12 protein-coding genes are annotated in these 13,204 nt (G+C 27.7%); 11 read left to right on the top strand and 1 reads right to left on the bottom strand.

The window, feature by feature from the left end:
• The first annotated feature begins 278 nt into the window (after window positions 1–278).
• The 10 genes from EBB51_RS10790 to EBB51_RS10750 all read left to right on the top strand — a co-directional run bounded on the left by EBB51_RS10790 (window position 279) and on the right by EBB51_RS10750 (window position 8,785).
• Window positions 279–1,241: a DUF3883 domain-containing protein gene (locus EBB51_RS10790; RefSeq protein ID WP_190285273.1), complete on the top strand. Its 963-nt coding sequence runs from the start codon at window positions 279–281 to the stop codon at window positions 1,239–1,241.
• Window positions 1,242–1,712: 471 nt separating this feature from the next.
• On the top strand, window positions 1,713–1,952 hold the full coding sequence (locus EBB51_RS10785; protein WP_123054474.1) for a hypothetical protein: 240 nt from the start codon (window positions 1,713–1,715) through the stop codon (window positions 1,950–1,952).
• A gap of 75 nt (window positions 1,953–2,027) precedes the next feature.
• Window positions 2,028–3,980: an AAA family ATPase gene (locus tag EBB51_RS10780; RefSeq protein WP_123054473.1), complete on the top strand. Its 1,953-nt coding sequence runs from the start codon at window positions 2,028–2,030 to the stop codon at window positions 3,978–3,980.
• The gene (locus EBB51_RS10775; RefSeq protein WP_123054472.1) at window positions 3,974–4,945 is read left to right on the top strand and encodes a hypothetical protein; all 972 of its coding nucleotides are present in this window, start codon (window positions 3,974–3,976) and stop codon (window positions 4,943–4,945) included. The genes EBB51_RS10780 and EBB51_RS10775 overlap by 7 nt, the downstream gene beginning before the upstream one ends.
• A 491-nt stretch (window positions 4,946–5,436) precedes the next feature.
• Window positions 5,437–5,973 (top strand): hypothetical protein, encoded by a 537-nt coding sequence (locus tag EBB51_RS10770; protein ID WP_123054471.1) that lies wholly within the window; start codon window positions 5,437–5,439, stop codon window positions 5,971–5,973.
• A gap of 433 nt (window positions 5,974–6,406) precedes the next feature.
• Window positions 6,407–6,700 (top strand): toxin-antitoxin system HicB family antitoxin, encoded by a 294-nt coding sequence (locus EBB51_RS14030; RefSeq protein ID WP_123054470.1) that lies wholly within the window; start codon window positions 6,407–6,409, stop codon window positions 6,698–6,700.
• A gap of 73 nt (window positions 6,701–6,773) precedes the next feature.
• A complete protein-coding gene (locus tag EBB51_RS10760; RefSeq protein WP_123054469.1) occupies window positions 6,774–6,986 on the top strand; it encodes a hypothetical protein in 213 nt (70 codons plus the stop codon).
• Between the two features lie 69 nt (window positions 6,987–7,055).
• Entirely contained in the window at window positions 7,056–7,178 is a 123-nt protein-coding gene (locus EBB51_RS13985; protein WP_279221793.1) for a hypothetical protein, read from the top strand.
• A gap of 101 nt (window positions 7,179–7,279) precedes the next feature.
• Window positions 7,280–7,564 (top strand): DUF2213 domain-containing protein, encoded by a 285-nt coding sequence (locus tag EBB51_RS10755; RefSeq protein ID WP_123054468.1) that lies wholly within the window; start codon window positions 7,280–7,282, stop codon window positions 7,562–7,564.
• 228 nt (window positions 7,565–7,792) lie between these two features.
• Window positions 7,793–8,785, top strand: a complete 993-nt coding sequence (locus EBB51_RS10750) for an Abi family protein (RefSeq protein WP_123054467.1) — start codon at window positions 7,793–7,795, stop codon at window positions 8,783–8,785.
• A gap of 285 nt (window positions 8,786–9,070) precedes the next feature.
• Here EBB51_RS10750 and EBB51_RS13895 read toward each other — a convergent pair whose 3' ends face one another.
• Window positions 9,071–9,421, bottom strand: a complete 351-nt coding sequence (locus tag EBB51_RS13895; protein ID WP_279221836.1) for a DUF3267 domain-containing protein — start codon at window positions 9,419–9,421, stop codon at window positions 9,071–9,073.
• Between the two features lie 828 nt (window positions 9,422–10,249).
• Between EBB51_RS13895 and EBB51_RS10740 the strand changes: the two genes are divergently transcribed.
• The gene (locus EBB51_RS10740) at window positions 10,250–13,192 is read left to right on the top strand and encodes a hypothetical protein (protein ID WP_123054465.1); all 2,943 of its coding nucleotides are present in this window, start codon (window positions 10,250–10,252) and stop codon (window positions 13,190–13,192) included.
• Window positions 13,193–13,204 lie beyond the last annotated feature (12 nt).

Genomic DNA, 13,204 nt, shown 5'->3' with positions numbered 1-13,204 from the left:
TTGTAGAGATATGATTATATGATGAGATTACTTATATGGACGGCATTACAAGGTAAGTCCACCATATGTAAACCTAGTATATTTTTACAAAATAGTAATACTTGTTTTGTAACTATAAGTAATAATATGGGTTTACGTGGTATAATTAGATAAATAATGTATATTGGATACAGTTGATTATGTTTATAAATAAAAAATTAATTTAGAAAGAATAAAGAAGAAAATTTGATAGATTAGAATTATGAAAATTACGGTGTTGAATGAAGGAGGGGAATACTATGCAGCCAATATTGTTTTTTAATACGGCGTGGATGGACTTTTATGAAGGAATAAATGAAAATACAGAAATTTATGGCGGCGGTTCTTATGTTGAAAAATATGGTTATGGTCATGAAATCTATAATTTTAAAAAAATTAATGGTAAGGTATATGGCTATGTACAGCCAAATGGAAGAAATAATCTTGAAAGATTAGGTGTAAGTAAAGATGCAGAAAAAATATCAGGTGTATTACTTATTTTTACAGCAACACACAAGAACGGAGGTACTTTTATTGTAGGTTGGTATAAAAATGCAACAGTATATAGAGATTACCAGGAAACTACAATGAAAGAACGAAAATATCTTGATGAGTATTTGGGTTATTATGCAGAAGCTAATGCAGAAGATGCAGTTTTATTGAACCGAGATGAACGTATTACGATTTTCGAACCAATACCGAGGGGAAAAGGAGGCATGGGACATTCTAATGTATGGTATGCAGATGCTGATAACATGAAGGATTTTCGCAATAGAGTTACAAAATTTATTGATAATTACAAGAAGAAAAAACTTGAAAGAAAAACCTTATTAAAAAGATGCACAGACATTGATTTAAAAAAGAAAGTGGAAACTGAAGCTGTTAAGAAAGTTACTGATTATTATAGTGATTTAGGTTATGATGTTAAATCTGTTGAAAAAGATAATGTTGGATGGGATTTAGAAGTAAAGCAAAAAAGAACATTATTAAAAGTAGAAGTTAAAGGAACATCAAGCGGTGATGTATCAGTTGAGCTAACTTCAAATGAATATAAGAATATGAATTTGTATAAAGACAGTTACAGATTAGCTATTGTAACTAATGTATTGGCCGAATCAGTATTGTATGTATTTTCATTTTCTAAAGAGAAAGATAATTGGGTTGATGATAAGGGTAATATTCTAGAAATTGAAAATATAATATCAGCTAGGTGCTTTATATAATTTGTCTTTGGACTAGCCTTTGTTTTGAACGCTGTAGAACTAAGTACTATATATGCATTTATGAAATATCTTATTTTTAATGATTATTGATGAAGTAAGTGAAAAAGAAAGTGCTTGTACAAAGTTTCATTGCGAGGAAATCCGAGCCTAGTATAAGACTATAAGACGGAGGAGTATTACTTCCTTGGTTTGGGGCGGAGTATCCCATTAAAATTAAAGGCACTGGTCAAGCTTTTTGTCTGAGTGTGCGAAGAGTTTAAAGCTTGACCAGTGCTACAGATTATCTTGATTAGTTTCAATGAATCAGTTTGAAAAATATAATATAATAAGTACCAACAAATAATTAAGGATCACAATTAAATGTGTAGCAATGATTTATTAATTTCAAGATAATATTAATTATAGTATGATTATTTAACAAACAAACTATGATATAGTACTAATAGTTAAGCTTTAAAGGAGGACACAATTTTGAATATAGAATCATGGAAATTATGGCTATTTTCAAGCATTTGTTTCTTATTTGTAGCTATAATGAATCTGATTGATAAAAAATATCTTATAGGAATTACTTTTGGACTTTTAGGAGTATTTTATATATTTTTAAGTATGAATCATTATAAAAAGGATAAAAAGTCCAATAATAATGGCGAAATAAGAAAAAATTATTTGTATAACATATTGATAATAGTAATTTGTATGGATAATTGAAATAACGACAAATCAGAATTTGAGTTTATTGTGATAAAACGTAATAGAAAATAATAAAGCAGAGGAGCAAAGCGTATGAAGTTACTGTTCTTGTGGGTAGAAAATTATAGGAATATGATTAAGAATCAATCCTTTAATATTTCAAGCTCTTATCATATTGATTTTGATATAGAGTTTAACAGACTGAATATATCTAAAAACGAGGGCTATATAGATAACTTTTATGGAAATAACATTCTTGATATAACAGCGATAGTAGGGAAAAATGGGGCAGGAAAGACAACAATAGCAAGATATTTATATGATAAATGTGATGGTGTACAACCGTGTTATGAAAATAAAAAATATGTATCTAATGATAAGAAGAGAATTTTGGTTTATGAGAGAGGTAGCAATCAGAAAGGTGAACGAAGCAAACTTATTATACACTACTATTTGCGTGATGAACCAATAATTAATAATCCAGAAGGAATAGAAATAGAACTCATAAATTTAAAGGCAATACAAAAAGAAGAATTAATTAAAGCAGAGCAAGAGCATGATATAACAGCAGTATATTTTACAAATGCTTTTGAGATAAGTAATGTAATGAATAACCAAGGACTATCAGAGTTTAGTATAGGGAAAATACATAAGTCACTCTGTTATACACCAATGCTTTCATTACAAAGGGCATTTACAAAACTGAAAAGTCATTACGGAGCAGGTAAGGCTGATGGTGGAGCGATACTGTTAGATGCAATTAATCAATATGCCCAAAATATGACCACAGATTTTAAAACACCATATGCCACAGCTATAAGCTATAATTTTTTAATAGCAGTAAGATACTTCCTAGGTGCAATAGTAAAACTATTACCTGTTATGAAAGATTTTAAGCTGAATATAACAGAATTTGGTGAATACGTTAAGTTTCAGGAAAACTTTTTTGGACAAAGCCCATTTAATCAGGCAGTTATGTTTATCAGAAGGTGTATTTATGATCACATAAAAAGGTACTTTAAAGAAAATCATTGGCAGCAGATGTATTTAAATATACTCTGTGAAATTGTGTTGTTCCTAAATATATTTACTTCAGGATATAAAAATAAAAATATTAACTTTGAAGTACTTGAAAAAGATCATATTAGCCTTAGTAGTAGGGAAGCATTTGAGAAAATATTAGAACAAATAGCAGATAATGATGAAAATGCACCTAAGAAAGAGTTAATTAGAAAGATAAGAAATGTACAAGGTGTTGATCTTAATCTGATAAGAGAGTTTATTGAGTTAAAAGATGGAAATATGCAGCCACTACGAGAGTCAATGTGGTATAGACAGGTTAAAAACTTTTTAAATGATTATAATACCATTGCAAATATAGAGATTGCTCAGACAATCAACTTTGGATTTACACAACTCATTGAATTAATAATTGAGCACTATAATAACGAAGAAACTGTATACGGAAGAATGCTTAATATTATACCTCCCCATATGTCTTCTGGTGAAGTAGCAATGATAAACATATTTGCTACTGTTTATTCAGCACTAAAGAAGAAAACAAGTGGAAGCATATTATTGATAATAGATGAAATAGATGCCTTTCTACACCCTAAATGGCAGCAAGACATATTAACACACATTACCACATGGATAAATGAATCTAAGCAATTTAATAAAAAGAAGGTTCAATTGGTAATAGCTACACATTCACCAATTATTCTATCAGATATACCGAAGGATAACATCATTTATTTGCAAAAGCCATTTGAAACAACGGCTAAGGATAAGCTTACTTTTGGAGCAAATATTAGCACATTGTTTTATGATTCATTTTTCATGGAACAAGGAAGCATAGGAGCAATAGCAAGGAAACAAATTCAATGGGCAATAGATAACATAAGGAACATTGATTTAGGTATAGTAGATCAGAAAAAGCTGGTGTATATTATTGATAATATAGGAGATAAATTTCTTAGAGAAAAGCTGAAGTCATATCCTATTTATATTAAAGCAGTAGAAGAAGGCAGGGATATTAAATGGTAAAGATTGAAGTATCGGCGACAACGAGGAAACAGATAAATGATAATCATAGAGAATATATTGAACAAGAATCTTTGCCAAAGTTAGAGGCAAAAATTAAGGAAAAAAAAATGATTAAAAAGCGTAAGTTTTTAATGAGTTTATTTGGAGACACACCAGAAAAGAGGAAAGATTCTTTAGTAAACTATTGCTTATCAGCGAATTTAAAAAATATAGTAGATAAATTTAACAATACTTTTTTTAGGATATACGGCTTTGAGTTTAGCAATTCAAAAAAGCATAAAAGAACAATTGAAGCTATACGTAAAGATTTAAACTCAATATTTAATTATGGAGGATTCAACTCAGGAACAAAGCTAAGCAATGGTAGGCAATGGAGCAGACATAAATTCATCACAAGTTTAGGGGCTAAAGTATGTCCGTATTGTAATAGGCAGTACATAACTTCTTATGAAAGTGAAGCAGATGACATGAAAACTACAGCAGATGCAGATCATTACTACCCTAAAGTAGAGTATCCAATATTACAAATGAACATTTTTAATTTAATACCAAGCTGTAGTGTATGTAATTCAAGAATGAAAGGGAAAAAAAATAAAAAACATTTATATCCATATGAGGATTCAAGTGATAGCTTAGTCTTTAAAATACCATTAGAAACAAGTGAACGAGTATCAGAGATAACAATAGATACTAAAAATAACAAAAGAGCTGAAGCTTCTGTAGAGGTATTTAAGCTTGACAAGGTATATCAAGCTCATTTAGATGAAGCTTCTGAAGTCAAGAAATATGCAGAAGAATATTTTGAATTTGGGAATAAAGTATATGAAGCAACTTATGGTTTAAGTGTACCATTTGATATATTCAGTACATGGTTTAGCTTCATGGGAAAGGATATACCATCAGAGCCATTAATAAAACTAAGGCAAGATATATTTAAGCAGTTAAAAGAGGAGTATAAAAAGTAAGAACTTTATCGTAAGGTTGAAAAGGAAGATGCTAAAGATTCCTATAATGGTGATAATAATCAGAGAAACTCTACGTTAAAAGTGATGTTATCCGACAATGTTTTATGCGAATAAGGATATTTCAGAATATGTCCTAGTGCTTCTTTTGATCAAAGAGACAAATCTCCAATTTCCATGGAGATTAAAGGTGCAAGAGAAGGTATTATTCTATAAGAATACTTTTATTCAATATATGAGAGATCATTTGAAAAGTAATATAAACAAAGAAGAATATTATCAACTTTCAGAAACATGCTATTCAATGTGTTGAAATTTACTAGAAAGATATTATAACCGTTTTAGTAAGATATTTACTGAAGTAGTTCCTGATGCATGTTTGTATTATATACACGAATCAGGATTAGATGATTTTATGAAAGAAAAACTATTTAGAAAAGAGATTAATGAAGTATATGATAAGTTAATAGATTTGTAAAATAAGGAGAAGATTTATGATTATAGATAAATTTGAAACTCCTGCCGGATCATTTAAAGTATATAAAAATTCTAAAATTTGTTCTTTCTCTATAGAAGAGAGTGCATATAATAGATTTTGGTTGAATGGAAATAAGACAGTTCATCCGGAAGGGTGCTATAAAATTTTCTTAGATTTAACTCTTTTTTCGGTAGGTGATATAATTTCATGCGAACTAGATAATGGTGAAATGGTTAATGATGGCGGGGGTAAAAATACTCTTAATATTGTCGGGGAAATTGGTGATTATACAATTGGAATTGGAGCACCTGATTCAGATTCTATAGAAGAAGGTTATTCTCAAGATGAATTACCAAAAGATATGAACCATACCCAATATGAATTGCCTTATGATACAATAGATATTACCAAAAGAGGGTATATCTTTAAAATTAAAGATAATCCATCAGAATATAGAGACAGAAACTTTAGAAAATATATAGAGATTTCTTTGGTTTGGGAAAAGAAAGAAAAGGATTATGCTTGGGAGATTGTATCTTACTTAACTTGCTAAAATTTAAATTTATGCACTAATCAGTATTTTTATACATCAATATTGTTTATATAATTATTACTAAAATATGTAAGAAATTTTTAATAAAATATCTAAATTTAATATTTAATCTGTAACACAACCGTAACACAACCGGGAGAAAAAAGTGCGTACTTTTAAGGAGATAAAAGGTACAAGCAATACCGCAATCCTAGATATATCAACCGCTACGGAGATGGATAAAATTAGGTAAAGGCATTTTAGTCAAATCCAGAGGTCGTGGGTTCGACTCCCACTAGGTGTACCATAAGACATTGAAAACACTAGATTTAGTGCTTTTTTATTTTTATCTTAAATAAGTACATTTCTTATCATCTAATTTGTTTTTATCACATGCAGATACAATTAGTAAAGGGATAGATATTTTAAATGATGCAAAAAAAGCTGGCTTGAAGTGGCACTTGAAGATGGAATATTGATACCTGAGCCATTGGAAGAAGAAAATTTTTCGGGTCAGTTTAAATTGAGAACGCCTAAATCACTTCATAAAGAATCAAAAATTAGAGCTATATATATTGGTGATGTTAGGTATGAAGAATGTCCAGTTTTTGAACTTAATAAGGAAACAAATTGGTTTGAAATGTTAAAAGATAGAACATTTAGGTATGAGAAAGAATGTGTTGAAGAGGATAATGATTTTTTGATTTTTGAAGTTGAAAATGATGAAGTAAAACTGATAAATCGTTGATATTTTTGTTATTCGATATTAGCAGGAAATCTTCTTTTAATATAGAAAATTAAATTAGAGGTGAATGCTATCTATGAAAATGGGTGTAAGGAAACCAAGCGTTAAAAGAAGTTTAAAGGCAAGAACAACAGGAAGAGCTAAAAGAGCAATTAAAAGGAGTGTAAACCCATTGTACGGGAAGAAAGGTATGGGGTGGGTTAATAATCCTAAGAAAGCTGCATATAATAAAGTTTACAGAAAAATAAACATAGGAGTTTTTGATTTAATAAAAAAATTATTTAAATAACATGGCTATTCTAATTTAGTTATGGTGTTAAAGTATGATTAAAATAAAAGTTAAGAGGCGGCGTAAGTAATGAAAGTTAAGTATACTGGTGAAAACGACCCTTTAGTGCTGCTAAATAATAAAGTATATAATGTTTTATCTGTAGGAGATTACTTGTATCCACCTGAAGCTTTTGAAATAACAGAAAAATAGAATTATATTAAGAAGTACTTGCGATTTGTAGGTGCTTTTTTATTTAGAGGAAACTATGAATAAAAAAGCAAAAGATTTGTGGCTCTTAGATTAGCCCAAAAATGACTAAAACTCCAGAGGGCTTTTTAATTTGTCATAATGTACCGATTGCATGTATTGGTTGGTATCCATATTTAGGGCATGAGTCAGGACTTAATGATGCATATGACCAAGTTATAAAAGGTTATCGCAGCCCAGAAGAAGTGTTTAGTTCTGCTGCAATAATTTCATTTGAAGGAAAGAAGGAAGGAGTAATAAAAAAATGTCTAAAACAGATACAAAAACTATCTTTGAAAAAATTAATTCAAAGGTTAAGAAGAGTCAGATTTTGTTGCCCCAACCTTTGATGCAAGTAAAAATGTTGCTGATGTGGTAGATGACAAACAGAATAACAATACTATTAGGGATCGGTCTTAGATACAAAATGTACAACTTCAAGCGAGCCTTTAAAAAGTTTTGATGCTAAATCTCTGTTTTTTTGAAATACCACTTTTTTTATTAGCGTTAAAATAATATAATATTATGTAGAAGAATAGTAAAATTAGAGTAATAGCAGAAGATAGTGTGGGGTAAATATGTTAAAACGATATTTAACAACTAATGGATTAATGAGACATCTTAGAGATTCAGGGATAGAAATAGAAGGGAGCTACCAAAAAAGACAATTAGTTAACTATGGATATTATCATGGATATAAAGGCTTCAGATTTTTTTCTTCAAGAGGAAATAGAATACCATTTAATGATTATAAACAGGTTATAGCTATAATAAATTATGATAGTAATATTAAATCACTTTTTTATCAGCATTTGATGTTTATAGAAACAGCATTAAAGAACGTAACTCTTGAAGTTATACTCAAGGGGGCTAATTCACATGAATTTAACGTTGTTTTTAGTAAATTAATGCCAGGGTATGGAACTGCTCCATCAGGAACTACAGTGGAACAAAAAAGTAAAATACAGAGAAAAAAAATGGCACTGCAAAATAAAATACGATCTTCTTTATTGCATGCATATGAAAGGGAAAATAAAATAGTAACACATTTCTATAATAATATTAATTATAGTGATGTCCCAATTTGGGCTATATTTGAGATATTGACATTAGGAGACTTTGGAATGTTTGTGTCTTGTTTAAACCAAGATACTAGAGAAAAAATATCTCAATACATAGGGTTAGATTTATCTGGTGATACAAATATTACATTAATTTATCAAATAATTTATGTGATTAAAGATTTAAGAAATGCAGTAGCACATAATGACGTTGTATTTGATACAAGGTTTAGAAAGTCAATTATTACAAGACCAATTCAAGTGTGTTTAACTCATGAAGTTGGTGTAAATTATGTAAATTTTAAATCCTTAGCTGATTATGTTATTTTAATAGCGTATATGTTGAAAAAATTCAAGCTGCCCAAATATAAAATTTTAAATTTAATAAGTTCATTTGAAAAAAGTTTAAAGGACTTAAAAAAGGATGTTCCTAGTAATATATATACAATGATAGTCCATCCAGATACTATTAGGAAAATATCTGTATTAAGAACTTATATAAAAAGTTGAGAAAAAAAGTTGCATATTTTAGTGCGTTTGAGTATAATATAATTAAGAATTGAGATATAAGTTTGCGGACTTATATTTTAGGGAGTCGGATGCGTTCGTCTCCCTTTTTGTATTTACAGCTATTTTTATATTTAAGTAGGAAAGAAAATCTAAGAATTGCTTGTGATGAAGAAGTAATTATTGAATATATTACAAAGAAACATGTCATAGCATATTAAAATTGATTATATGAACTATATGGAAAATATGAATATATGAAATTGATATAATGAAAATTATAACTTATCAATTTGGAATATACCAAAAGCTATCTACTCCAGAACTTTGAATGACTGCTCCTTTTAGTACTTCTATAATTGCATGAACTATAGTGTCAAAATCAACAGTTGATACACCTAGATTGCCCAAACCAAATACATATATTACAGTATTTAATGTATCATAAGTTAAAGGGATAAATAGCCAAATGATAAAAGGTATGATTCCTAATATAAAGGATGGTAGAAATACAGCAAAAGTGTATCGCCGTTTTGGAGTTGGATAAGTTGTTATAACACCTAGACCAGTCTTACAATAAAACAATTCTACTTTAGATTTTGCAGGAAAAGCAACAGCATGTAAAAATTCATGGATTATTAAAGAAAAAACGCATAATATTATCCCTAAGAAATATCCGAAATATGAGAATGTGATTCTGTGTTTAACAAATTTATATTTTATAAATAAAAGAGTTAGTGCTAATAAAATAATTGGAACAACAGCAATATATTCTTCAAATTTAAATTTTGTATCATAAAAATAAGTTGCATTTTCTGGTATGGTGCTTTTGGATAAATTCTCATCATTTAATTTTCCTTTCCATACTAATTTCTTAAATATTCATCCCTTACTATAATAGAATTTTATTTAGCTTGTAACATTTTACTACTATATCATACACCATCAGTTACATGATATACCATGTTATTGAATTTTCAAAAACAACTTTATTTCATATAGTTTATAAGTATCCAATAAATCAAAAGAGATGCCAATATAAGGTAGATATCAGAAGAAACATATTATGATGAAGCATCAAAATGGCTTAGAAAATCAGCTGAGCAAGGATATGCAAAAGCTCAAAATTTGATTGGAGCTATGCATGAAAATGCTTTAGGAACGGCAATAAATTATAAAGAGGCTCTAAAATGGTTTAAAAAATCAGTTACCAAGCGAAACCTTACTGCAGTGGAAAATTTTGAATATTTGAAGAGTTTAATGTAAGAAATAGTGGAAACATCGAGAACGTACCTAGATTTGATTTACACAAATCTAGGTACGTTCTCTTATCTATTCAGTTTCTTAAGTTTTAGTTATTTATTAACAAAAAAAACATAAAATTATATAGATTTTTTGAAATTATAGTATAATATTATTATAAATGGGTAAACAAACAATAATATTAATTTGGTGGGAGATATTAATATGAAAAAAAAATTAACCAATTGGATACTTAATAACTTAAACAAACAAGAATTAATAAATATTGTTGAGAAAAATGATATTATGATACCAGGTTTTAGAAAAGGAAATTTAAAAAATGCATTAAAAGTTACAATTCAAGGTGAACTAAAAGATAGAAACGATTTATTAGATATTTTAAGAACAGGAATTAATACGTCTGAGGAAAAAGATGAATTTGAAAATAAAAGCATTGATGAAGTAAAAAATCTTATTAATACTGGGGATAAGAAAAAATTTTTAAGACAAATTACATTTTTAGCTGCAAGTGAAAAAGCTGAATACAATGATCTTGCAAATAATTTAATTGGTGAAGATGGTGAAATTGTTGATAAAGTAGAAAATAATAATTCAGATCAAGAATATGACAAATATGTAGTTGAAGTAAAGTATGAAAATGATAGATTTTATAATTTATATCCATTATGCAAGATATATAAACATAAATTTGAAACTATAGATGGATATAAAGAATATCCCAATTATGGTAATATAGCTGTGAATCCTAATAGAATTTTTTCTGAAAAAAATTATGATATCGAAAAATTGTTGATATGTAAGTTTAATCCAGATGATTTAGAAGATTACAATGATAAAACAAAAAAGAAAATAGATGGAGACAAGTTAATAAATAATAATAACATATACAGTTTGTCTGATGAAAAAATATATGAAATTGCAGAAGTAGGTAAAAATATTGATTTAAGTAAGAAAATTTATGATGATGAAGTTATTGTGATACAGAATGAACCTATTAAAAACGAAGTTTATATTAAAGATAACAAGTATATTTATGGACCATTTGGTTATAAATCACGCAGTACAGGCGGAGGATATTATATTGACAGGAGTAAAAATGATTATATAGTAAAAAGATATCCGATAAAAGAAAATGAAAATTGTTTAAATATTCAGGAAATAGATAATCTGTATGATAAAGAAATAGCTTATATTAAAGTTGTATATTTTTATGATTCAGTTAATTTGGTTTTTGATGAAATAGATACGATAAGTGATAAGGAACTTCTAGATGAATTAAAGAGGATAATTAATACAAAAAATATGTCTTGTAATAAGAGTGAACTTCAAAATATTAGAAAGAATATTATTTCTATAGTTAATAATTCTCTATCCAAGGAAAGAATAAAAAGAATAACAAAATTAATTAGTGAAACTGAGGTAACAGAAAATTTTATAGAAAAAGATTTGCTTGATATAATAAAGTTATTTTTAAATGACGATAGTACTAAAGAAAAAATAATACAAGCTATTTTAAAAGATAATTGTATTTTAGAAAAACTTCAAAATAGTAAATTAGTTATGTCTGAATTAGAAAATGCAAAAAAGGAACTAGATGATATAAATTCTACGATAAAAGATTCAAAAAATATAAATGAAAAGAATTTAAGCAAAAATTTTCGGTTAGATATAAAAAAATTAATTGAAGAAAAAGAGAATATTGAAAAAGATATAGAAGAGTTAAAAGAAAAATATAATTTGTGTACTGAAATTGATGAACTTATTAAGAAAAAAGAGAAAATAGATGAAGAAGTTAATAAAGCTAATGGTGTAAAAGAATATATAAATAAAGACATCCAGAAAAATAAAGAAGAAAATCATAAACTTCAAAATGAAGCTGAAGAAATTCAAAGAAGTCTTGAAAAAGAATTAGAAAATATAATGAATGCCTATAATAATAAAAATAAAAATGCAAATATTATATTTGAAGGATTTGCTGAATCGGAAATGTTAAAGGCTGCTGATAAATGGAATAAAAAGAGAAATAGTGAAGATTTTAAGGACAAAGTTGCATCAAGAGATAATTTTAAATTACTAAATATTAAGTCTTTTAAAAATGAAAATATAGTGGATTACATATATAATAAAGTTAAAAAAGTTAGAAATTACAGCAAGAATGATGTAATAAATATAATGATATGTCTTACACAGGGATTTTTAACTATATTTGCAGGGCAGCCGGGAGTAGGTAAAACATCACTTTGTAATATTATTGCCCGTGTATTGGGATTATACAGAAAAGATGAGTTTAATAGATATACGGAAGTATCAGTTGAAAAAGGATGGACTTCAAAGAGAGATTTAATTGGTTATTACAATCCACTGACTAAGAGTTTTGATAAAAATAACGGCATGTTATTTAGTGTATTTAATATATTAAATTACGAATACAAAAAAAATATCAATGATTTCCCATATTTTATATTGTTAGATGAAGCTAATTTAAGTCCTATGGAATATTATTGGGCTGATTTTATGAACGTTTGTGATATTGATAAAGATGATAGAAGAATCAATCTAGGTGAAGATTATATTTATAATATACCTAAAACTTTAAGATTTTTAGCTACAATAAATTATGACCATACAACTGAAGTTTTATCGCCAAGACTTATAGATAGAGCGTGGATAGTATTATTAGATTATTCTTATGATGATAACATATTATATGATGAAGATTCGAATGTTGAAGAAAATGATGAAATTGTTACTTTTGAAGATATAGAAAAATATTTTTTAGATAATTTTAAAAACAATGGGATTCCAGCTTCGATAATTGAGAGCTTAGATGAAATATGCAGGGAGTTTAATAAGAATAATATATGCGTAAGCCCTAGAATAAGAAAAATTATAAATATGTATTTAAAAACTGGAGTTAACATTTTTGAAAGTTCTAAAAATACATCACGTGAATACGCTGCCCTTGATTATGCAGTAGCTCAAAAACTGCTTCCTAAAATTAATGGACAAGGGGAAAAATATGAAGAATTTTTAAAAAATCTTATGAATTTGTTTAAAGATAAAAATATGACTAAATGTGTGGTAATACTTAAAAGAATAATAGAAAATGGAAATAATAATATGCAGTATTATCAATTTTTCTCATAAAGAAGGTCTGAA

Source organism: Clostridium sp. JN-1 (genome assembly GCF_003718715.1).
GTDB lineage: Bacteria > Bacillota > Clostridia > Clostridiales > Clostridiaceae > Clostridium_AV.
This window is presented reverse-complemented; position numbering and strand designations above follow the sequence as displayed.

Bases quoted from the DNA above. Each gene is read 5' to 3' on its own strand.
- EBB51_RS10750 (WP_123054467.1), top strand. From the start codon at position 7,793: ATGTTAAAACGATATTTAACAACTAATGGATTAATGAGACATCTTAGA.
- EBB51_RS10775 (WP_123054472.1), top strand. From the start codon at position 3,974: ATGGTAAAGATTGAAGTATCGGCGACAACGAGGAAACAGATAAATGAT.
- EBB51_RS10760 (WP_123054469.1), top strand. From the start codon at position 6,774: ATGAAAATGGGTGTAAGGAAACCAAGCGTTAAAAGAAGTTTAAAGGCA.
- EBB51_RS10740 (WP_123054465.1), top strand. From the start codon at position 10,250: ATGAAAAAAAAATTAACCAATTGGATACTTAATAACTTAAACAAACAA.
- EBB51_RS10780 (WP_123054473.1), top strand. From the start codon at position 2,028: ATGAAGTTACTGTTCTTGTGGGTAGAAAATTATAGGAATATGATTAAG.
- EBB51_RS10755 (WP_123054468.1), top strand. From the start codon at position 7,280: ATGACTAAAACTCCAGAGGGCTTTTTAATTTGTCATAATGTACCGATT.
- EBB51_RS10770 (WP_123054471.1), top strand. From the start codon at position 5,437: ATGATTATAGATAAATTTGAAACTCCTGCCGGATCATTTAAAGTATAT.
- EBB51_RS10790 (WP_190285273.1), top strand. From the start codon at position 279: ATGCAGCCAATATTGTTTTTTAATACGGCGTGGATGGACTTTTATGAA.
- EBB51_RS13985 (WP_279221793.1), top strand. From the start codon at position 7,056: ATGAAAGTTAAGTATACTGGTGAAAACGACCCTTTAGTGCTGCTAAAT.